The 19,666-nt window shown below is 68.2% G+C and carries 20 protein-coding genes; 18 read left to right on the top strand and 2 right to left on the bottom strand.

Annotation, left to right across the window (positions count from 1 at the left end; genetic code table 11):
* Window positions 1–28 precede the first annotated feature (28 nt).
* On the top strand, window positions 29–1,018 hold the full coding sequence (locus tag FIF60_RS03385; RefSeq protein WP_144183854.1) for a Bug family tripartite tricarboxylate transporter substrate binding protein: 990 nt from the start codon (window positions 29–31) through the stop codon (window positions 1,016–1,018).
* Window positions 1,019–1,070: 52 nt separating this feature from the next.
* Here the strand turns inward: FIF60_RS03385 and cnbZ are convergent, their stop codons facing one another.
* Window positions 1,071–1,826 (bottom strand): 2-amino-5-chloromuconate deaminase CnbZ, encoded by a 756-nt coding sequence (cnbZ, locus tag FIF60_RS03390; protein ID WP_144183856.1) that lies wholly within the window; start codon window positions 1,824–1,826, stop codon window positions 1,071–1,073.
* Window positions 1,827–2,213: 387 nt separating this feature from the next.
* Between cnbZ and urtA the strand changes: the two genes are divergently transcribed.
* The 12 genes from urtA to ureG are packed head-to-tail and all read left to right on the top strand — an operon-like array spanning window position 2,214 to window position 12,764.
* The gene (gene urtA / locus FIF60_RS03395; RefSeq protein WP_204251093.1) at window positions 2,214–3,509 is read left to right on the top strand and encodes an urea ABC transporter substrate-binding protein; all 1,296 of its coding nucleotides are present in this window, start codon (window positions 2,214–2,216) and stop codon (window positions 3,507–3,509) included.
* 2 nt (window positions 3,510–3,511) lie between these two features.
* On the top strand, window positions 3,512–5,173 hold the full coding sequence (gene urtB, locus FIF60_RS03400; protein WP_144183858.1) for an urea ABC transporter permease subunit UrtB: 1,662 nt from the start codon (window positions 3,512–3,514) through the stop codon (window positions 5,171–5,173).
* Window positions 5,174–5,177: 4 nt separating this feature from the next.
* Window positions 5,178–6,293, top strand: a complete 1,116-nt coding sequence (gene urtC, locus FIF60_RS03405; protein WP_144183860.1) for an urea ABC transporter permease subunit UrtC — start codon at window positions 5,178–5,180, stop codon at window positions 6,291–6,293.
* On the top strand, window positions 6,290–7,042 hold the full coding sequence (urtD, locus tag FIF60_RS03410; protein ID WP_144183862.1) for an urea ABC transporter ATP-binding protein UrtD: 753 nt from the start codon (window positions 6,290–6,292) through the stop codon (window positions 7,040–7,042). Before urtC ends, urtD begins: the two co-directional genes overlap by 4 nt.
* 3 nt (window positions 7,043–7,045) lie before the next feature.
* Window positions 7,046–7,741 (top strand): urea ABC transporter ATP-binding subunit UrtE, encoded by a 696-nt coding sequence (gene urtE, locus FIF60_RS03415; RefSeq protein WP_144183864.1) that lies wholly within the window; start codon window positions 7,046–7,048, stop codon window positions 7,739–7,741.
* A gap of 43 nt (window positions 7,742–7,784) precedes the next feature.
* Window positions 7,785–8,576: an urease accessory protein UreD gene (locus FIF60_RS03420; RefSeq protein WP_158639049.1), complete on the top strand. Its 792-nt coding sequence runs from the start codon at window positions 7,785–7,787 to the stop codon at window positions 8,574–8,576.
* A gap of 10 nt (window positions 8,577–8,586) precedes the next feature.
* Entirely contained in the window at window positions 8,587–8,889 is a 303-nt protein-coding gene (locus FIF60_RS03425; protein ID WP_144183867.1) for an urease subunit gamma, read from the top strand.
* An 11-nt stretch (window positions 8,890–8,900) separates the two neighbouring features.
* Window positions 8,901–9,215 (top strand): urease subunit beta, encoded by a 315-nt coding sequence (locus FIF60_RS03430; protein ID WP_144183869.1) that lies wholly within the window; start codon window positions 8,901–8,903, stop codon window positions 9,213–9,215.
* A gap of 13 nt (window positions 9,216–9,228) precedes the next feature.
* Window positions 9,229–10,938, top strand: coding sequence for an urease subunit alpha (gene ureC, locus FIF60_RS03435; protein WP_144183871.1), 1,710 nt, complete (start codon window positions 9,229–9,231; stop codon window positions 10,936–10,938).
* Window positions 10,939–10,940: 2 nt separating this feature from the next.
* Window positions 10,941–11,468: an urease accessory protein UreE gene (gene ureE, locus FIF60_RS03440; protein WP_144183873.1), complete on the top strand. Its 528-nt coding sequence runs from the start codon at window positions 10,941–10,943 to the stop codon at window positions 11,466–11,468.
* Window positions 11,452–12,147: an urease accessory protein UreF gene (locus FIF60_RS03445; RefSeq protein ID WP_144183875.1), complete on the top strand. Its 696-nt coding sequence runs from the start codon at window positions 11,452–11,454 to the stop codon at window positions 12,145–12,147. The genes ureE and FIF60_RS03445 overlap by 17 nt, the downstream gene beginning before the upstream one ends.
* Window positions 12,144–12,764, top strand: a complete 621-nt coding sequence (gene ureG / locus FIF60_RS03450; RefSeq protein ID WP_144183877.1) for an urease accessory protein UreG — start codon at window positions 12,144–12,146, stop codon at window positions 12,762–12,764. The genes FIF60_RS03445 and ureG overlap by 4 nt, the downstream gene beginning before the upstream one ends.
* Window positions 12,765–12,864: 100 nt before the next feature.
* Here the strand turns inward: ureG and FIF60_RS03455 are convergent, their stop codons facing one another.
* Window positions 12,865–14,841 (bottom strand): transketolase family protein, encoded by a 1,977-nt coding sequence (locus FIF60_RS03455; protein WP_144183879.1) that lies wholly within the window; start codon window positions 14,839–14,841, stop codon window positions 12,865–12,867.
* A gap of 100 nt (window positions 14,842–14,941) precedes the next feature.
* On the opposite strand from FIF60_RS03455, the gene FIF60_RS03460 reads away from it, so the two are divergent.
* From FIF60_RS03460 to FIF60_RS03480, 5 genes are all read left to right on the top strand, one after another.
* A complete protein-coding gene (locus tag FIF60_RS03460) occupies window positions 14,942–15,880 on the top strand; it encodes a LysR substrate-binding domain-containing protein (RefSeq protein WP_144183881.1) in 939 nt (312 codons plus the stop codon).
* Between the two features lie 93 nt (window positions 15,881–15,973).
* Window positions 15,974–16,723 carry an SDR family NAD(P)-dependent oxidoreductase gene (locus tag FIF60_RS03465; RefSeq protein WP_144183883.1) on the top strand — a complete coding sequence of 250 codons (750 nt, stop codon included), beginning with the start codon at window positions 15,974–15,976 and terminating at the stop codon, window positions 16,721–16,723.
* On the top strand, window positions 16,723–17,565 hold the full coding sequence (locus tag FIF60_RS03470) for a transketolase (protein ID WP_144183885.1): 843 nt from the start codon (window positions 16,723–16,725) through the stop codon (window positions 17,563–17,565). The genes FIF60_RS03465 and FIF60_RS03470 overlap by 1 nt, the downstream gene beginning before the upstream one ends.
* Window positions 17,562–18,554, top strand: a complete 993-nt coding sequence (locus FIF60_RS03475) for a transketolase family protein (RefSeq protein ID WP_144183887.1) — start codon at window positions 17,562–17,564, stop codon at window positions 18,552–18,554. The genes FIF60_RS03470 and FIF60_RS03475 overlap by 4 nt, the downstream gene beginning before the upstream one ends.
* Window positions 18,555–18,655: 101 nt before the next feature.
* Window positions 18,656–19,657, top strand: a complete 1,002-nt coding sequence (locus FIF60_RS03480; RefSeq protein ID WP_144183889.1) for a TRAP transporter substrate-binding protein — start codon at window positions 18,656–18,658, stop codon at window positions 19,655–19,657.
* Window positions 19,658–19,666: the final 9 nt, after the last annotated feature.

Below are 19,666 nucleotides of genomic sequence, written 5' to 3' on the forward strand. Positions count from 1 at the left end.
GAACAAACGACGTGAGGGAGGAACGACAATGACCCGACACACCGCCACCCGCCGCAGCCTGCTCGGCGCGACGCTTGCCCTGCCAGCCATCGCGACAGCACGCGCCCAAGGGAGCGACTGGCCGACGCGGCCGGTCAGGATGATCGTTCCTTTCCCGCCCGGCCAGGCGGCCGACATCTTCGCAAGGCTTATGGCCGATGAGCTCTCGAAGCAGTGGCCGCAGCGCGTCGTCGTCGAGAATCGCGCCGGCGGTGCGGGGGCGATCGGCATGGAGGCCGTCGCCCGTGCGCCGGCGGACGGCTACACGCTGGGCATAGGCACGTCTGGCACGCTCGGCATCAATCCGTCGGTGATGGCGAGGCTGCCCTACGACGCGGAGCGTGACTTCGCCGCAGTCACGAACATCTTCACGCTGCCGCTCATCTTCGTCGCGCACCCGGATTTCGAGGCGGCGACCATGGCCGAGTTCGTCGCGCTCGCGCGGCGTGCGCCAGGCCATGTGCAGTATGCCTCGGCCGGGCCCGGCACGGCGCAGCACATGACGGCCGCGATGCTCGCGCATCGGCTCGGCCTCGAGATGACCCATGTTGCCTATCGCGGCAGCGGGCCTGCGATGGCCGACCTGATCGCCGGCACCGTCAAGATCATGGTGGACAGCCTGGCGTCCGCCTTGCCGCACATCCAGGCCAATCGCATCCGGCCGCTTGCCGTCACGGGGCGTGCGCGGACACCGCAGCTTCCTGACGTTCCGACGGTCGCCGAGACGGTCTCGCCCGGCTTCGAGGCGCTCGGCTGGTCCGGCATCGTCGCACCTGCCGGAACGCCCGAGGCAATCATCCGCCGCATCAATGCCGACGCGGTGGCCATCCTGCGCGACAAGGCGACGGCCGATCGCATCGTCCAGCTCGGCGGCTTCCCCGACCCCGGCACGCCGGAGGAGTATGCGCGCTTCATCGCGAGCGAGATCTCGAAGTGGCGCGAGGTGGCGCGTGCCGCGAACGTCCGGCTGGACACGTAGCGCGACGGCACCACCCGGTGCGGGGGGCAGCGCGGACGGGACATGATCACGGTCAGGCCACGATCGTCCGCGTCGGCCCCATGACGTCCATCTCGAAGTCGAGCCCGACGACGGGAGGGCGCGCGTAGTGCCAGACGAGGCCAGGCCGCAGCGCGCCGCGTGACCCGAAGCAGGGTCCGAGCAGATGTCCGATGTCGTACACTGTGTAGGCCTGCGGGTTGACCGCATCGGCCCAGGAGAGGCCGAGGGCCGCGAGCCGCCTCTCCATCTCGCCGAGGACGAAGTCGACCTTCTCGCGCAGTGCCTCGGGGTGTGTCTCGCCGTACCGTACGGTACGGTCGCGATACGGCCCATCGCCCTCCGGCGCCTCGCCGCCGCCGGCGATGACGAAGCTTGGTCTGTCCGCGGGGCCACGCGCCGGGATCGTGTAGGAGAAGGCGAACACAACGGGCTCGTCCGGCACGTCGTAGATCGGACAGACATTCGTTCGAGCCACCGGATTGACGCCGTCTCTGTAGATGCCCCAGCGCTCGAGCGCCTCCACGTAGAGGCGGTTGAAGGCAGTGAAGCCCTGGTCGGTGAAGGGGGCGGGTGATCGCAGCTCGCACGCGGCGAACGCGGTTGATGGACGGCCGAGCGAGGCGAGATGCCGCTCGACGAAGGCGAAGGCCTCGGTGAGCGGCAGCGGGCGGTGCAGGCGCACGCGCTCGACCTCGAAACCGTCCTCGGCGGCGATCCCGGCGGAATACTGGAAGACCGACGGGATGAACCGGTAGTTGCCCGGCTCGAAACGGAGTGCCTTCGACACGAATGATCTCCTCCCCATACGACTGGCGCGCGGAGCGGGCTCGGCGCCCCGTCCGTTGGATAGTGGCCGACAGCCGCAAGGGCAGGAACCCACCGAGCGAACCCGCACCGCAGGCAGGCGCCACAAGGTCGCCTAGAAAATGGGCGGCCATTACGCGTGCGATGAATTATCCGGCATCACCGGGAGCATTCGCGCAAGATTTGGGCGAAGGCCGATCGCGCCAACAGCCAGTAGGCCGGTCAGACGCTGGCATGCGGTTTGCTGCGCTGCGGAAACGGACGCTGGGTCGTGCCCGGAACGTCCGGCCATGGGGTGGTTCGGGGCTCATCCCAGGCTGGAGGGCGCGGCATGGCGTACCGGAACGCGCATCCAGGGAGAGACCACATCATGAGACTTTCTCGTCGTTCCCTTCTTGCCGGCGGCGCGGCCATGGCAGCCGCGGGCACCCTTGCAAGCCCCGCCATTCTCCGCGCGCAGGCAGGTCCGATCCGGATCGGCGTGCTGCATTCCCTCTCCGGCACCATGGCCATCAGCGAGACCACGCTGAAAGACGTGATGCTCATGCTCGTCGAGGAGCAGAACAAGAAGGGCGGCGTGCTCGGCCGGCGCATCGAGCCCGTGGTGGTCGATCCCGCCTCGAACTGGCCACTCTTCGCCGAGCGTGCGCGCGAGCTGATCAGCGTTCAGCGCGTGGCCGCCGTGTTCGGCTGCTGGACCTCCGTCAGCCGCAAGTCGGTGCTGCCCGTCTTCGAGGAGCTGAACAACATCCTCTTCTATCCCGTGCAGTACGAGGGCGAGGAGAGCAGCAAGAACATCTTCTACACCGGTGCGGCGCCGAACCAGCAGGCCATTCCTGCCGTCGACTACCTGATGACGGACGAGAACGTGCAGCGCTGGGCGCTGCTCGGCACGGACTATGTCTATCCGCGCACCACGAACCGGATCCTCGATGCCTACCTGAAGCAGAAGGGCGTCGCGGCCGACGACATCCTCGTGAACTACACCCCGTTCGGCCACGCCGACTGGCAGAGCATCGTCGCGCAGGTGAAGCGCTTCGGCTCCGCCGGGAAGAAGACGGCCGTGGTCTCGACCATCAACGGCGACGCCAACGTTCCCTTCTACAAGGAGCTCGCCAACCAGGGCATCAAGGCGACCGACATTCCCGTCGTTGCCTTCTCGGTCGGCGAGGAGGAGCTGGCGGGCATCGATACCGCGCCGCTGGTCGGCCATCTCGCGGCCTGGAACTACTTCATGTCGGTCGATACCCCGATCAACAAGGAGTTCATCTCCACCTGGCATGGCTTCATCAAGAACCCGCGCCGGGTGACGAACGACCCGATGGAGGCGCACGTCATCGGCTTCAACATGTGGATCGAGGCGGTGAAGAAGGCCGGCACGACGGAGGCCGACCCGGTGATCGACGCGCTGATCGGCGTCGCCGTGCCGAACCTGACAGGTGGCATCTCGACGATGATGCCGAACCACCACATCACCAAGCCGGTGTTGATTGGCGAGGTTCAGGCCGATGGACAGTTCAGTACGGTATGGCAGACGCCCGGCACGGTGGTCGGCGACGAATGGTCCGACTATCTCGAGGGCTCCAAGGACCTGATCGCCGATTGGCGCGCGCCGATGCGCTGCGGCAACTTTAACGTGCGCGCCGGCCGCTGCGGCGGCGGCTGAGCATGGTGGCGAGGTGGGGGACGGCGGGGCATTCCCCCGGCGTCCCCTCCCTGTGCACGGCGGGTCGGGCGGTTCGGCGCATCGTCGCGACTCTCGCGATCCTGCTTGGTCTCGCGGCGCCTGCCGCTGCACAGGGTGGCGTGCAGGGCGAGGCGATCCGCGCTCTCGCGACCACGAACTTCGACGAACTGGCCAGGGCCGTCGAGCGCCTCGCCTTGAGCGGGGAGCCGAACGCGCTCGGCATCGTCGAGGCCCTGCGCGACGGAACGCTGCTGTTCCGCCAGGCCGACCGCGCCGTGTTCTGGCGCGATGCCCAGGGTCGGATGCGCGATGCCGCGACAGGCGAGGTGGCCGAGGGCGTTGCCCCTGCCGCCTTGCGGCCACTCAGGGTGAACAATCGCGTGCGCCGCGCGATCGATGCGACGATCGGCGCACTCTCGCTGTCGAACCCCGATCCGCGCGTAAGGCTCGCGGCGGCGGAGCGCGTGTTCCGTTCGCGCGACCCCGACGCCATCCCCGCTCTCGACGCGCAGCTCGCCCGCGAGACCGAGGCGCGCGTCCGCCATGCAATGGAGGCCGCGCGCGCCGCAGCCGTGCTCGGCTCCGCCATGGCGGACGATGCGAAGCTCGCCGCGGTCGCGCTCATTGCCAGGCGCGGCGATCTCGAGGCGAGGAACCTCCTCGCCGGCCTCGCCGGCGTGAGCGAGGCGGTGGCGCAGGCTGCCGCGGCTGGTGTGGCGGCGATCGACAGGCGCCAGGCGATGCTGCGCATCGTCCAGGACATCTACTACGGCATCAGCCTCGGCTCGGTTCTGCTGCTCGCCGCGATCGGGCTTGCCGTCACCTTCGGAACCATGGGCGTGATCAACATGGCCCATGGCGAGATGGTGATGCTCGGCGCCTACACGACGTTCGTCGTGCAGGAAGCGATGCGACGGAACGCGCCCTGGCTGCTCGACTGGTCTCTCGCCTTCGCCGTTCCGCTCGCCTTCCTCGTCTCCGCACTCGCCGGAGCGCTGGTCGAGCGCCTGATCATCCGCTTCCTTTATGGCCGTCCGCTCGAGACGCTTCTGGCCACCTTCGGCCTGTCGCTGGTTCTGCAGCAGGCGGTGCGCACGATCTTCGGCCCCAACAACCGCGAGGTCGGCAATCCGTCCTGGATGAGCGGGGCGTTCGAGCTCGGCGGCGTGCTGGTCACCTGGAACAGGCTCTGGATCATCGTGTTCTCGATGATCGTGCTGTTCGGGCTGATGCTCGTTCTGCGCCGCACCGCCTTCGGGCTTGCGATGCGGGCGGTGACGCAGAACCGTCGCATGGCCGGGAGCATGGGCATCCGCACGCCCTGGGTCGACTGCATGACCTTCGCGCTCGGCTCGGGCGTGGCGGGGCTTGCGGGCGTGGCGCTGAGCCAGATCGACAACGTAAGTCCCAACCTCGGGCAGAGCTACATCATCGACAGCTTCATGGTGGTGGTGTTCGGCGGGGTGGGCAATCTCTGGGGAACGCTTGTCGCGGCGATGACGCTCGGCATCGTCAACAAGCTCCTCGAGCCGATCGCCGGTGCCGTCCTCGGCAAGATCGTCGTGCTGCTGCTGCTTGTCCTCTTCATTCAGCGCAAGCCGCGCGGACTGTTCCCGCTCAAAGGCCGCGCGGTGGAGAGCTGAGGCGATGCGCACGGCCCTTTTCTCCGATCGCCTCGTCGTCGCCGTCGCGATCATCGTCGCGCTGGTCACGTTCGCCATCGGCATCGGCAACCTCGCCTTCCCGCCAGGCTCGGTGCTGCACGTGCCGACCTATGTGGTGAGCCTCTCGGGCAAGTATCTCTGCTACGCCCTGCTTGCGCTCGGCATCGATCTCGTCTGGGGCTATGGCGGAATCCTCAGTCTCGGCCATGGCGTGTTCTTCGGCCTCGGCGGGTACGCGATGGGCATGCACCTGATGCGGCTGATCGGGCCGCGCGGCGTCTATGGCCACGCAGTGCTGCCGGACTTCATGGTGTTCCTGAACTGGAAGGAACTGCCCTGGTACTGGTACGGGTTCGACAGCTTCGCCTTCGCGATGCTGATGGCGATGCTCGTGCCCGGCCTGCTCGCCTTCGGCTTCGGCTTCCTTGCCTTCCGCGCGCGCGTCAGCGGCGTCTATCTCTCGATCATCACCCAGGCGCTCACCTTCGCCACCATGCTTGCCTTCTTCCGCAACGACATGGGCTTCGGCGGCAACAACGGGCTGACCGATTTCCGCGAGCTGCTCGGCTTCAGCCTCCGGACCGACGAGATGCGCGTCGGCCTGCTCTGGGCAAGCGGCGTTGCGGTTCTGCTTGGCCTTGCCGTTTGCCGGCTGATGGTGGCGAGCCGCTTCGGCAAGGTGCTGCTCGCGGTGCGCGACGCCGAGGCGCGGGTGCGGTTCCTCGGCTACCGCCCCGAATCCTACAAGCTCGTCGCGCTTGTCGTCTCTGCCGTCATGGCCGGCATCGCCGGCGCGCTCTACGTGCCCCAGGTGGGCATCATCAACCCTTCAGAGTTCGCGCCGATGAATTCGATCGAGGCGGTGATCTGGGTCGCGGTCGGCGGACGGGGAACGCTTGCCGGCGCGGTCGTTGGCGCGGTCGCCGTCAACCTGCTCAAGACGTTCTTCACGACGCGGCTGCCCGAGATCTGGCTCTTCGCGCTCGGCGGCCTCTTCATTCTCGTGACGCTGCTCATTCCGCGCGGCATCGTTGGCGGGATTGTCACGGCCGAGCGTCGCCGGGCCGTCGGCGCGGCACCCATCGCGGGTCCGGCATGACGACGCAGCAGGGAGACACCCTTCTCTATCTCGACGGCGTGACGGTGACGTTCGATGGGTTCCGCGCGCTGAACACCCTCTCCCTTGTCCTCACAGCCGGGGAGATGCGCGCCGTGATCGGCCCGAACGGCGCGGGCAAGACGACGATGATGGACGTCATCACCGGCAGGACGCGCCCCGACGCAGGCAAGGCCATCTTCGGCGACGGTCACGATCTCACCCGCCTCGACGAGCCGGCCATCGCCGCGCTCGGCATCGGGCGCAAGTTCCAGAAGCCCACCGTGTTCGAGACGCAGACGGTGGAGGACAATGTGCTGCTCGCACTTGAGGGTGACCGGCGGGCGCGCCGCGCCTTCCGGTTCGCCTCCACCCTGCCCGAGCGGGAGCGGATCGATCAGATCCTCGAGACCGTGCACCTCTCCAATCATCGCGAGCGCCTCGCGGGCGGGCTCTCGCACGGGCAGAAGCAGTGGCTGGAGATCGGCATGCTGCTCGCGCAGGACCCCGAACTCCTGCTCGTGGACGAGCCCGTCGCGGGCATGACAGATGCCGAGACGGAGGAGACCTCCCAACTCCTCGTCGAGATCAACCGCTCGCACAGCATCCTCGTCGTCGAGCACGACATTGCCTTCGTCCGCGCCCTCGGCGTGAAGGTCACGTGCCTGCACGAGGGAAGTGTGCTTGCCGAGGGGTCGATCGACCATGTGAGCGCGAACCCGCGCGTCATCGAAGTCTATCTCGGGCGCTGACCGGTGCTCATCGTCTCAGGCATCGACCTCTTCTATGGCGCGGCACAGGCGCTGCGGCGCGTCTCGCTCACGGCCCCGCGCGGCGAGGTCACCTGCATCCTCGGCCGCAATGGCGTGGGCAAGACGTCGCTCCTGCGCGCCATCGTCGGGCAGCACAGGATCGCTGCCGGCTCGATCACCTGGGAGGGGGAGGAGATCGGCGCCCTGCCGCCCTGGGAAAGGGCGCGGCGCGGCATAAGCTCGGTGCCGCAGGGGCGTGACATCTTCCCGCTTCTGACGGTGCAGGAGAACCTCGAGACGGGCTTCGCCGTGCTGCCGCGCGGGAAGCGGCACATGCCGGACGAGATTTTCGACCTGTTCCCGGTCCTGAAGCAGATGCTGGGCCGCCGTGGCGGCGATCTCTCCGGCGGTCAGCAGCAGCAGCTTGCCATCGCCCGCGCGCTGGTGATGCGCCCGCGCCTGCTCGTTCTCGACGAGCCGACGGAGGGCATCCAGCCCTCGATCATCAAGGATATCGCGCGCGTCATCACCCTGTTGCGCGATCGCGGCGAGATGGCCATCCTCCTTGTCGAGCAGTATTTCGACTTCGCGAAGGAGCTTGCCGGGTCCGCCGTCATCATGGACAGGGGCGAGGTCGTGCTCTCGGGTCCACTTCTGACGCTCGACGAGGGCGATGTCAGACGGCGTCTCACGGTCTAGTGCTCTCTCCCTGTCGTTGCCGCGCGCATCGGGGCGCCTTGCCATGTCGTTCGCCCGTCGCGGGGCACTGACGGAGATCGCACGCTTCGAGCAGCAGGGCTCGCTGCGCGCGCGCCTGCCGCGCCCGGAGCGCGGCGCGCTTGCCGGCGCCGTGGTGCTCAACACCGCCGGCGGAATCGCCTCGGGCGATCGGTTCTCCACCAGCGTCACCTGGCGCGAGGGCGCCGAAGCGACCGTGAGCGCCGCCGCCGCAGAGCGTGTCTATCGTGCCCGCGACGATGATCGTCCCGCTCGGGTCGATGCGACGCTCGAGATCGGCCCGGACGCGCTTGCCGAATGGCTTCCGCAGGAGACCATCCTGTTCGATGGCGCACGACTCGACCGCTCGCTGTCCGTCTCCCTTGGCCGAGGCGCCTCGATGCTCCTCGTCGAGGCGGTCGTGTTCGGCCGCACGGCGCGGGGCGAGCGCATGCTGCACGGGCAGTTCCGTGACCGGATCGATATCCACCGCGAGGGCACCCTCGTTCACGCCGACCGGATCAGGCTCGAAGGCTCGGTCGCAGCGATCCTGGACCGTGCAGCGGTGGCGCGCGGTGGCGCAGCGATTGCTTCGATCATCTGGGCGGGGGAGGGCGGAGAGATCGTCCGCGACCGCCTGCGCGAAGCCTTCGCGCGGGAGGCTCGCGAAGGCGTGGAGGCGGGGGCGAGCCTGCGCGATGGTCTGTTGCTGTCGCGCATCGTCGCCGCCGATGGTGCGGCGTTGCGTCGGATGGTTGTGGCAGGGCTTGGGGCACTGAGGCAGAATCGGCCGCTGCCGCGCGTGTGGCAATGCTGAGGAACCGTGCATGAACCTTTCCCCGCGGGAGAAGGACAAGCTGCTCATCGCCGTTGCCGCCATGGTGGCGCGCCGGCGCCTCGAGCGTGGGGTGAAGCTGAACCACCCGGAGGCGATCGCGCTGATCACCGACTTCGTGCTCGAGGGGGCGCGCGATGGCCGAAGCGTCGCTGACCTGATGGCCGCAGGCGCCGGCGTCATCACCCGCGCTCAGGTGATGGAGGGCGTGGCGGAGATGATCCACGACGTGCAGGTGGAAGCGACCTTCCCCGACGGCACCAAGCTCGTCACCGTCCACCGCCCGATCCGCTGAGGAGTCGACCGATGATCCCTGGCGAGGTGTTCCCCGCGGAAGGCGAGATTGAGCTCAACGCCGGCGTGCCGCGTACCACTCTTGTCGTCGCCAATACCGGCGACCGGCCAGTGCAGGTCGGCAGCCACTACCACTTTGCCGAAACGAACCCGGCTCTTGCGTTCGACCGGGAGGCGGCGCGCGGCAAGCGGCTCGATATCGCCTCTGGCACCGCCGTCCGCTTCGAGCCCGGGCAGACCCGCGAGGTCACGCTCGTACCCTTCCGCGGCGCGAGGATCGTCACCGGCTTTCGCCAGGCGGTGATGGGCCCGCTCGAGAAGGCCTGAGGGGAGAGGAGCCATGGCCCGCATCACGCGCGCTGCCTATGCCGACATGTTCGGTCCCACGGTGGGAGACCGCGTGCGCCTCGCCGACACCGACCTGATCGTCGAGGTGGAGAAGGATTTCACGCTCTACGGAGAGGAGGTGAAGTTTGGCGGCGGGAAGGTGATCCGCGATGGGATGGGGCAGTCGCAGGCGAGCCGGGCCGAGGGCGCCATCGATACGGTGATCACCAACGCGCTGATCATCGATCACTGGGGCATCGTGAAGGCCGATGTCGGGCTGAAGGACGGGCGCATCGCTGCCATCGGCAAGGCCGGCAATCCCGACGTCCAGCCTGGCGTGACCATCATCGTCGGCCCTGGAACGGAAGTGATCGCGGGCGAGGGCAAGATCCTCACTGCCGGCGGCATCGACTGCCACATCCACTTCATCTGCCCTCAGCAGGTCGAGGATGCGATCGCCTCCGGCATCACCACCATGGTCGGCGGCGGCACCGGGCCTGCCACAGGTACCGCGGCCACCACCTGCACGCCTGGGCCTTGGCATCTCGCGCGCATGCTGCAGGCGGTCGAGGGGCTGCCCGTGAACATCGCGCTCGCGGGCAAGGGCAATGCCTCGCGCCCCGCAGCGCTCGAGGAGATGATCCGCGCCGGCGCCTCCTCGATGAAGCTGCACGAGGATTGGGGCACCACGCCGGCCGCGATCGACTGCTGCCTCGAGGTGGCTGACCGCTTCGACGTCCAGGTGATGATCCACACCGACACGCTGAACGAGAGCGGTTTCGTCGAGGATACGATCGCCGCGGTCAAGGGTCGCACCATCCACGCCTTCCACACGGAAGGCGCGGGCGGCGGCCACGCGCCGGACATCATCCGCGTTGCGGGTCTTGCCAACGTCATCCCCTCCAGCACGAACCCGACGCGGCCCTTCACGGTCAACACCATCGACGAGCATCTCGACATGCTGATGGTGTGCCATCACCTCGACAGCAACATCCCAGAGGATGTCGCCTTCGCCGAGAGCCGGATACGGCGCGAAACGATCGCGGCAGAGGACATCCTGCACGACATGGGTGCGTTCTCGATCATCTCCTCTGACAGCCAGGCGATGGGCCGTGTAGGCGAGGTGCTGATCCGCACCTTCCAGACCGCGCACAAGATGAAGGTCCAGCGCGGACGGCTCGAGGGGGAGGCGGGCGAGAACGACAATCTCCGCGTGCGCCGCTACATCGCGAAGGTGACGATCAACCCGGCCATCGCGCAGGGCATCGCCGACGTCGTTGGTTCGGTCGAGGTCGGCAAGCTCGCCGATCTCTGCCTCTGGAGCCCAGCCTTCTTCGCGGTGAAGCCCGATCTCGTGATCAAGGGCGGCTCGATCATCCGCGCTGCGATGGGCGACCCGAATTCCTCGATCCCCACGCCGCAGCCGGTGCATGACCGGCCGATGTTCGCGGCCTTTGGCACCGCCATCGGTGCGCATTGCGTCACCTTCCTCTCGGCAGCGGCGATCGACGCGGGCGTGCCCGCGGCGCTCAGGCTCTCGCGCATGATCGAGCCGGTGCGCAACACCCGCGGCGGCATCGGCAAGCGCAGCATGGTGCTGAACGATGCCTGCCCATTCATCGAGGTGGACCCGGAAACCTACGAGGTTCGGGCGGATGGCGCGCTGCTCACCTGCGAACCCGCAACCGTGCTGCCCATGGCGCAGCGCTACTTCCTCTACTGACGATGCTTCGCGCCACGGAGGTTATTTCCGCAGGGGGCTGGAGCGGTGCGTCCGACGACGAAGTGGTGCTCGACCATGACCGGCGGCACCGGCGGCGCATCAGGCTCACGACGTCGTCTGGCGTCCAGGTACTGCTTGATCTCGCGCGCGCACGGCACCTGCGCGAGGGCGATGCGCTCCTCTGCGAGAACGGCCACCGCATCCGTGTCCGCGCCGCAGCCGAGCCGCTTCTCGAGATCGCTGCGCCGGATGCGGCGGCGCTCGTGCGCATTGCCTGGCATCTCGGCAATCGTCACCTGCCGACGCAGCTTCTCGGCGATCGCATCCGAATCCGCGCCGATCATGTGATCGCGCAGATGGTCGAGGGTCTCGGCGGCACTGCGACGGCTGTTGATGCGCCGTTCGACCCGGAGGGCGGCGCCTATGCGGGCGGGCACCACCATCACCACCACGATCATGACGATGATGATGAACGCGGGGCGCCAAGGGCGCCGACGACGCTCGCGGGAGACCATGACCTCGGCTCCTGATCGCACGCTCGAGCCGGCTGCTCTCTGGCGGCTGCTGCTCTGGAGCTCTCCCGCCTTCCCCGTTGGTGCCTTCTCGCACGCGCATGGCCTGGAATGGTCGGTCGAGGCGGGGGAGGTAAGCGATGCGGCAAGTCTTCTCGCCTGGATGGAGGATCTCCTCCAGCATGGCAGCGGGTGGAGCGATGCTGTGTTCCTCGCGCACGCGCACCGGGCCGCGGTGGCACGCGACGGAAAGGCGCTGGCGGCGATCGCATCGCTCTCGGCCGCCTTCGCACCTTCCCTGGAGCGGCAGGTCGAGCAACTCGCACAGGGAGCGGCCTTTGCTCGCGCGCTTGCAGCCGCCTGGCCAGCCATCGCCGAGGCGCTGCCGCCACCCGAGAGGCTGACCTACGCCGTCGCGTTCGGTGCTGCCGCCGGAGCCGCCGGCATCGCGCTCGACAATGCTCTTACGGCCCATCTCCAGGCCTTCGCCGGCATGGTCGTTTCCGCCGCCGTGCGGCTCGTTCCGCTCGGTCAGAGCGACGGGCTTCGTGTTCTCGCCGCGCTCGAGCGCAGCGTCGCCGCCCTCACGGCTTCTGCCGGCGAAGCAGCGATCGAGGATGCGGGGGGAGCCTGCTTCCGCGCCGATATCGCCTCGATGGCGCACGAAACCCAGTACACGAGGTTGTTCCGAACATGAGACGTTCCGCATCGGGCCCGCTTCGCGTCGGCGTCGGTGGTCCTGTCGGCACCGGCAAGACGGCGCTGATGGATGCGCTCTGCAAGCGCTTCCGCACGGCCTACGAGATCGCCGCGATCACCAACGACATCTACACCAAGGAGGATGCGGAGTTTCTCACACGCGCGGGCTCCCTGCCGGCCGAGCGCATCCTTGGGATCGAGACCGGCGGCTGCCCGCACACGGCCATTCGCGAGGATGCCTCGATCAACCTCGCCGGCGTCGCCGAGCTCACGAAGCGCTTTCCCGCCCTCGACCTGATCCTGATCGAGAGCGGCGGCGACAACCTGGCCGCGACCTTCAGCCCGGAGCTCGCCGATCTCACGATCTACGTGATCGACGTCTCGGCGGGAGACAAGATTCCGCGCAAAGGGGGGCCCGGGATCACGCGGTCGGACCTTCTCGTCATCAACAAGATCGACCTTGCGCCACATGTCGGCGCCTCGCTCGCCGTCATGGACCGCGACGCGCGGAAGATGCGCGGCGAGCGGCCGTTCGTGTTCAGCAACATCCGCGCCGGCGAGGGCGTCGAGGAGGTGGCACGGTTCGTCGAACGCCAGGGTGGCCTCGCAGGCTGAGGAGAAGCGTAGACCCTGGCCGCGGCGCGCTGGAGTGACCGTGGGCCGGGGTTGCCCGCGTGCGGGCTTCGTCCCCGCCGGCTCGGGCGTGGCGGAGAGGTCAGAGCCGCTCGCGCACTTCGCTGGCGACAGCCTCTGCGGTGATGCCGAAATGGTCGTAGAGAGCGTCGTCCGGCCCTGAGGTTCCGAAGCCGCTCATGCCGACGAACCCGCCGTCGGGGCCGATGTACCTGTCCCACCCGAGCCTGACGGCAGCCTCCACCGCCACCCGAACGGTGCCGGCGCCAAGGACATCGTTGCGATACGCGTCATCCTGCTGCTCGAAGAGCGCCCAGCACGGCATGGAGACGACAGCGGTCGGCACGCCCTCGGCTTCGAGCGTCGCGCGCGCCGCAAGTGCGATCGCGACCTCCGTGCCGGTGGCCAGAAGCGTCGCACGCCGCTCCCCACCGGTCGCCTCGGCAAGCACGTAGGCACCCCTGGCGGACCGGTTCTCGCCGGTGCTCGCGGCATCGCGTGCGGGTCCGAGCTTCTGGCGCGGAAAGACGAGACACGAGGGGCCGGAACGGTTCGCCAGGGCGAGTTCCCATGCCTCGGCTGCCTCCACGCCGTCGGCGGGGCGGAAGACGAGCATGTTCGGGATCGCACGGAGGCTTGCAAGGATCTCGACAGGCTGGTGCGTCGGGCCGTTGCGGCCGATGCCGATCGAGTCGTGGCTGAACACGAACACCGTCGGCAGGCCCATCATCGCCGCGAGCCGGAACGTGGGCCGCTCGTAATCGGCGAAGACGAGATAGGTGACGCCAACGGGCACCACGCCGCTATGCGCGACCATCCCGTTCAGCATCGCGCCCATCGCGTGCTCGCGCACGCCGTAGTGAAGGTAGCGCCCCCCGCGGTCCTCGGCCGTGAAGGCGGAAAGCGAGCGCTTGTGCTTCGTCGCCGCCTCAAGGTCGGGCGCGCCGCTAAGGAGTTCGGGAATGGCGGCCGCGAGGCGATCGACGATCTCTCCCGAGAAGAAGATGCCGAACTCGCTCCGCCCCGCGGCTTCGCGTGCGTAGCTCTGCAGCGTGTCGCGCCACCCTTCGGGCAGGTCACCCTTCGAGACGCGGTCGACCAGCGCGCGCTTCTCGGCCGGAAGGGAGGCAACGCGCGCGGTCCATTCCGCGTGTGCTGCCTCCGCACGGCGTCCGGCCATGCGCCAGGCGGAGAGGATGTCCTCAGGGATTGCGAAGGCCTCGCCTTCCCAGCCGAGCCGCGCGCGCGCGGCCTCCGTGTTCTCGCGCGTGAGCTTGCCCGCATGCGCGCTGCGCGTACCCTCGAGCCCGGGCACGCCGCGGCCGATCATGGTCCGGCAGGCGATCAGCGAGGGGCGGGGGTCAGACTTCGCAGCCTCTATGGCGGCCGAGACAGCCTCCATGTCGTGACCCTCGACCCGCTGGACATGCCAGCCCGCTGCGCGGAACCGCGCGTCCATGTCCTCGCTGATCGACTGGCCGACGGCGCCGTCGTCCTGGATCAGGTTGTCGTCCCAAAGCCAGGTCATCTTGCCCAAGCGGAGGTGGCCCGCGAGCGAGATCACCTCATGCGCGATGCCCTCCTGCAGGCAGCCATCCCCGACAAGCGCCCAGGTGCGATGATCGACGATGCCGGGGCCGAGCAGGTGGTTGAGGTAGGCCTCGGCCACCGCCATGCCGGTGGCGTTGGCGATGCCCTGGCCGAGCATGCCGGTGGTGATCTCGATGCCGGCTTCCGGCTCGCGCTCCGGGTGGCCCTGGCAGATCGAGCCGATCTCACGGAAGGTCTTGAGCGCGGAAAGCGGCATGTGGGCGTAGCCGGTTAGATAGAGCAGCGAATAGAGCAGCATCGAGCCATGGCCGTTCGATTGCACGAAACGGTCACGGTCGAACCAGGTCGGATCGGCGGGGTTGAACTTCAGGTGCCGTGTGAAGAGGGCGGTGGCGATCTCGGCCGCGCCCAGCGGCGTGCCCCAATGCCCCTCGCCCACGCGCTCGCACGCATCGACGGTGAGGATGCGGATCGCATCGGCCATGCGCCGTGGATCGACGTTCGACATGCGCTTCCCTCCCTTGCGTCCTGCCATCCGTCGCGTGCGGCAAAGTCACCGGCAAGAGAGAATTTTGCGCCCGATGATGAACCTGTTTCATCATCCGTCCATGAAGCTCCATTTGCCGCTCTCCGCCCTGCGCGCCTTCGAGGCCGTCTCGCGCACCGGCTCCTTCCGCGCCGCCGCGACCGATCTCGGCCTGACGCCGAGCGCGGTGAGCCACGCCATCCGCGGGCTCGAGGACCTGCTTGCCGCCCCGCTTTTCGTGCGGGAGGGGAGGGGCATTCGGCTCACGCCCCAGGGCGAGACGTTGATGCGCCACGTCGAGCGCGGGTTCGGCGAACTGCGCCTCGGCATCGGCTCGATCGCCGCGCGGGGGCCGGAACGTTTGCGGCTTCACTGCGCCCCGAGCTTCGCCGCGCAATGGCTGGTGCCGCGGCTCAAGCGCCTTCTCGAGGAGAATGCCGGGCTCGAGGTCAGGATCGCGGCGGGGGCGGACTACACGCGCTTCCGCGGCGACGAGTTCGATGCCGACATCGTCTACGGCGCGCCGCAGCCGGAGCACTATGGCGCGCAGGCCTACCAGGCGCTTGCCATCATGCCGCTCGGTCGGGAGACGGTGACGCCGCTCTGCGCGCCGTCGCTCGCCGGCGCGATCCGCACGCCGCGTGACCTGCTGGGCCAAACGCTGATCGAAAGTGCGGTGAAGAAGGTGCGCTGGCCCGACTGGTTCTCGGCTAACGGCCTCGTCGGCCCCGAGAGTGCGGGCCCGCGCTTCGACCGCAGCTTCCTCTCCCTCTCCGCCGCTGCCGAGGGACTTGGCGTGGCGCTGGAATCCCTCCGCTTCGCCGAACGCGAGCTCGCCTCCGGCCGCCTCGTGCGCCCCCTGGCCGGCGTGGCGGCGGACGTGACCTATGTCGGGCACTGGCTCGTCTTTCCCCGCGCGCGTCGCTACGCGCCGGCGCTGCGGCTCTTCATCGACTGGCTTGGGCGCGAGCTCGGACTCCCCCTCGATCTCGCGGCCTACGAGACCGCACCGAGGCAATGATGAACCAGGCTCACTGAAGGGCCGGTTTTTCTCACTTGCCGGTGAGGCGGCTGCTCAGGAACATCCCACCCAAGAATACGAAGGGAGGATGGTGTGCTGCTTGCCAACAAGACGGCGGTGATCTCTGGCGCGGCGAGCGAACGCGGCATCGGCCTTGCCACCGCTCGGCTCTTTGCAGAGCACGGCGCGCGCGTTGCCATCTTCGACATCGATGAAGCTGGCGCCACGGCCGCCGCAGCCTCCCTCGGGCCGCAGCATGTCGGCATCCGGTGCGACGTGTCCGACCTCGCGAGCTGCAAGGCCGCCGCCGAGGCAGCCATCGCCGCCTTTGGCCATGTCGATATCCTGATCAACAACGCCGGCATCACCCAGCCTCTCAAGATCATGGACATCGGCCCGGAGAACTGGGAGCGGGTGATCGACGTCAACCTCTCCGGCGTTCTCTACCTCAGCCAGGCCTTCATCCCGCACATGCGCGCGCGCAAGCAGGGGGCGATCGCCTGCATGAGCTCGGTCTCCGCCCAGCGCGGTGGCGGCATCTTCGGCGGGCCTCACTACTCCGCGGCGAAGGCGGGCGTGCTCGGGCTTGCCAAGGCGATGGCGCGCGAGCTCGGCCCCGATGGCATCCGCGTCAACTGCGTCACCCCTGGCCTCATCCAGACAGACATCACCGGAGGCAAGCTGACGCCTGAGATGAAGGACGAGATCAGGAAGGGCATTCCGCTGAACCGGCTGGGCGATGCGATCGACGTGGCGCGGATCTATCTCTTCCTCGCCTCCGATCTCTCCGCCTACGTCACCGGTGCGGTGATCGACGTCAATGGTGGGATGCTGATCCACTGATGGCGGAAGCCCGGCTCACCAACGCCCCCGGCCTCGCGGAGCGCGCGCGCCGCATCCGCCTGCACGCGCTGAGGATGGGCGAGGTGCAGGGGCAGGGCTATATCGCCCAGGCGCTCGGCATCGCCGACGTGCTCTCGGTGGCCTATTTCCACGCCATGAGGTACCGGGCGGAAGAGCCGTCCTGGGAGGGGCGTGACCGGTTCCTTCTGTCGATCGGGCACTACGCGATCGCTCTCTATGCCGCGCTTGCAGAAGCGGGGATCATCCCTCTCTCCGAACTCGAGACCTATGGCGGGGATGACAGCCGCCTGCCCATGTCCGGCATGGCGGCCTGCACGCCGGGGATGGAGATCACGGGCGGCTCGCTCGGCCAGGGGCTGACAGTGGCCATAGGCATGGGGCTTGGCCTGAAGCGCAAGGGGTCCGCCGCCAGCGTCTACACGCTTCTGTCCGATGGCGAACTCAACGAGGGTGCGACGTGGGAGGCCGCGATGTCGGCCACCCATTGGAAGCTCGACAACCTCATCGCACTCGTCGACGTGAACCAGATGCAGGCTGATGGCCGTTCCTCCTCCGTGCTCGGCTTCGAGCCGCTCGAGGAGAAGTGGCGGGCCTTCGGCTGGCATGCGCAGCGTGTCGACGGCAACGACATCCCGAGCCTCGTCGCGGCCTTCGATGCTGCGCGTGCGGCCACAGTGCCTGGCCCCCGGGTGATCATCTGCGACACGCGGATGGCGCGCGGCGTGCCGTTCCTCGAGGCGCGGGAGAAGAGTCACTTCCTCCGCGTCGAGCCGCATGAATGGGCCGAGGCCATCGCGATCGTGGAAGGAGCGCGGGCATGAGCGTCGCGGCCCGGAAACGGCTCACGACCTCGGCCATGATCGCCTCCCTCGCGTCCGAGGGGCAGAGGACCGAGGCTGCGCCGTTCGGCGAAGCGCTCTGCCGCCTCGCGGAGGCCGACCCGCGCATCGTCGGCATGACGGCGGATCTCGCCAAGTACACCGACCTGCATGTCTTCGCCGCCCGCTTTCCTGACCGCTTCTACCAGATGGGCATGGCGGAGCAGCTGCTGATGGGCGCGGCCGCCGGAATGGCGCGCGAGGGGTTCATGCCCTTCGCCACTACTTATGCGGTGTTCGCCTCCCGCCGCGCCTATGACTTCATCTGCATGGCCATCGCGGAGGAGTCTTTGCCGGTGCGGATCGTCTGCGCCCTGCCAGGGCTGACGACGGGGTACGGGCCGAGCCACCAGGCGACGGATGATCTCGCCATCTTCCGCGGCATGCCGGGGATGACGATCATCGACCCGTGCGATGCGCTCGACATCGCCGAAGCCGTGCCCGCGATCGCCGCGCACCCGGGCCCCGTCTACATGCGGCTCCTGCGCGGCAACGTGCCGCTGGTGCTCGACGAATACGGGTACCGCTTCCGCCTCGGCCGCGCCGCGCTGCTGCGTGACGGCGCCGAAGTGCTCATCATCTCCTCCGGCATCATGACGATGCGCGCGCTCGAGGCGGCGAAGCTGCTGGCTGAGGACCGCGTCTCGGCGGCGGTGCTGCACAGCCCGACGATCAAGCCGCTCGATGCCGAGACGATCCTGGCCGAGGCTGGGCGTCCTGGGCGCCTCGTGGTCGTGGCTGAGAACCACAGTGAGGTGGGCGGCCTGGGCGAGGCTGTCGCGGCGACGCTTCTGCGCGCGGGCCTGGCCCCCCGGTTCCGGCAGATCGCGCTGCCCGACAGGTTCCTCGATGCCGGCGCGCTGCCGACATTGCATGACCGCTACGGCATCTCGGCCGAGGCCGTGGCGCGACGCATCAGGGAGTGGCTCTGATCGGGGAACGGATCGACCGATGCCGCGCCGGGACGGGCGGCTGACACTGCGGGCGGAAGCCGCCCGTACAATGGAACCATAATAGGGAAGGAACGAACATCATGACCAACTGGATGAAGGCCACACGACGCGGCGCCCTGCTTGGTGCCGGCGCGCTGCTCGCAGCTCCCTCCATCGCGCGCGGGCAGGGGCAAATACGTCTCACGCTTGGCCACAATGCAGCGCGCGGCAATCCTCGCTGGGTCGCGGCCGATCATTTCGCGGAACTCGTTAAGACGCGGACCAACGGCCGCATCGAGATCCGCGTGGCAGGGGCTGCGCAGCTCGGCGATGACCTTGCGATGCTGACCGCGCTTCGCACCGGCACCCTGGACATGTCGGTCAACAGCCAGGGGCCTGCCTCGTCGCTTGTGCCGGAGATGGCAGCACTCGGCCTTCCCTTCCTGTTCGCGACCAACGCGCAGGCCTATCGCCTGGTCGACGGTGCGGTGGGGCAGAACCTCGCCCGCCGGTTCGAACCGCTCGGCCTCCTTCTCGTCAGCTACTGGGACAACGGCATTCGCCACATCACCAACAGCCGCCGGCCGATCACCACGCCGGACGATCTGCGCGGCCTCAAGATCCGCACGCCTGCGGACCCGGCGACGATCGACACATTCCAGGCACTTGGCGCGGCCACGCAACAGATCAACTTCTCCGAGCTCTACGTGGCGCTGCAGCAGGGCGTCGTCGATGGGCAGGAGAACCCGCTCGCCAACATCCACTCCTCGAAGCTCTTCGAGGTGAACAAGTACATCTCGCTCTCCGCGCACAAGTGGGAGAGCACGCCTGTTCTCGTCAGCCGCATTGCGCGCGGGCGGCTCAACGATGCCGACTGGCGCACCATGCTCGACGCGATGAAGGAAGCGGAGGCGATGAACCGCCGCATCATGGTCGAGAGCGACACGACGCTCCTCGCCGAGTTCAAGGGCAACGCCAATGTCGCGGTGAACGAGGTCAACCAGGACGCTTTCCGTACCGCTACGGCCGGCGTTCTCGATGCGTGGGAGAAGCGTCCCTTCGGCGAATTCGTGCGCGAGGTGCGCCGGGCTGCCACGGCCTGAGGCAGCGCG

The organism is Elioraea rosea, from assembly GCF_007644105.1.
GTDB lineage: Bacteria > Pseudomonadota > Alphaproteobacteria > Acetobacterales > Acetobacteraceae > Elioraea_A > Elioraea_A rosea.

What these genes read in the sequence shown, in the direction of transcription:
- FIF60_RS03385 (WP_144183854.1), top strand. Translation starts at nt 29, where the DNA reads ATGACCCGACACACCGCCACCCGCCGCAGCCTGCTCGGCGCGACGCTT.
- urtA (WP_204251093.1), top strand. Translation starts at nt 2,214, where the DNA reads ATGAGACTTTCTCGTCGTTCCCTTCTTGCCGGCGGCGCGGCCATGGCA.
- urtB (WP_144183858.1), top strand. Translation starts at nt 3,512, where the DNA reads ATGGTGGCGAGGTGGGGGACGGCGGGGCATTCCCCCGGCGTCCCCTCC.
- urtC (WP_144183860.1), top strand. Translation starts at nt 5,178, where the DNA reads ATGCGCACGGCCCTTTTCTCCGATCGCCTCGTCGTCGCCGTCGCGATC.
- urtD (WP_144183862.1), top strand. Translation starts at nt 6,290, where the DNA reads ATGACGACGCAGCAGGGAGACACCCTTCTCTATCTCGACGGCGTGACG.
- FIF60_RS03420 (WP_158639049.1), top strand. Translation starts at nt 7,785, where the DNA reads ATGTCGTTCGCCCGTCGCGGGGCACTGACGGAGATCGCACGCTTCGAG.
- FIF60_RS03425 (WP_144183867.1), top strand. Translation starts at nt 8,587, where the DNA reads ATGAACCTTTCCCCGCGGGAGAAGGACAAGCTGCTCATCGCCGTTGCC.
- FIF60_RS03430 (WP_144183869.1), top strand. Translation starts at nt 8,901, where the DNA reads ATGATCCCTGGCGAGGTGTTCCCCGCGGAAGGCGAGATTGAGCTCAAC.
- ureC (WP_144183871.1), top strand. Translation starts at nt 9,229, where the DNA reads ATGGCCCGCATCACGCGCGCTGCCTATGCCGACATGTTCGGTCCCACG.
- ureE (WP_144183873.1), top strand. Translation starts at nt 10,941, where the DNA reads ATGCTTCGCGCCACGGAGGTTATTTCCGCAGGGGGCTGGAGCGGTGCG.
- FIF60_RS03445 (WP_144183875.1), top strand. Translation starts at nt 11,452, where the DNA reads ATGACCTCGGCTCCTGATCGCACGCTCGAGCCGGCTGCTCTCTGGCGG.
- ureG (WP_144183877.1), top strand. Translation starts at nt 12,144, where the DNA reads ATGAGACGTTCCGCATCGGGCCCGCTTCGCGTCGGCGTCGGTGGTCCT.
- FIF60_RS03455 (WP_144183879.1), bottom strand. Translation starts at nt 14,841, where the DNA reads ATGTCGAACGTCGATCCACGGCGCATGGCCGATGCGATCCGCATCCTC.
- FIF60_RS03460 (WP_144183881.1), top strand. Translation starts at nt 14,942, where the DNA reads ATGAAGCTCCATTTGCCGCTCTCCGCCCTGCGCGCCTTCGAGGCCGTC.
- FIF60_RS03470 (WP_144183885.1), top strand. Translation starts at nt 16,723, where the DNA reads ATGGCGGAAGCCCGGCTCACCAACGCCCCCGGCCTCGCGGAGCGCGCG.
- FIF60_RS03475 (WP_144183887.1), top strand. Translation starts at nt 17,562, where the DNA reads ATGAGCGTCGCGGCCCGGAAACGGCTCACGACCTCGGCCATGATCGCC.
- FIF60_RS03480 (WP_144183889.1), top strand. Translation starts at nt 18,656, where the DNA reads ATGACCAACTGGATGAAGGCCACACGACGCGGCGCCCTGCTTGGTGCC.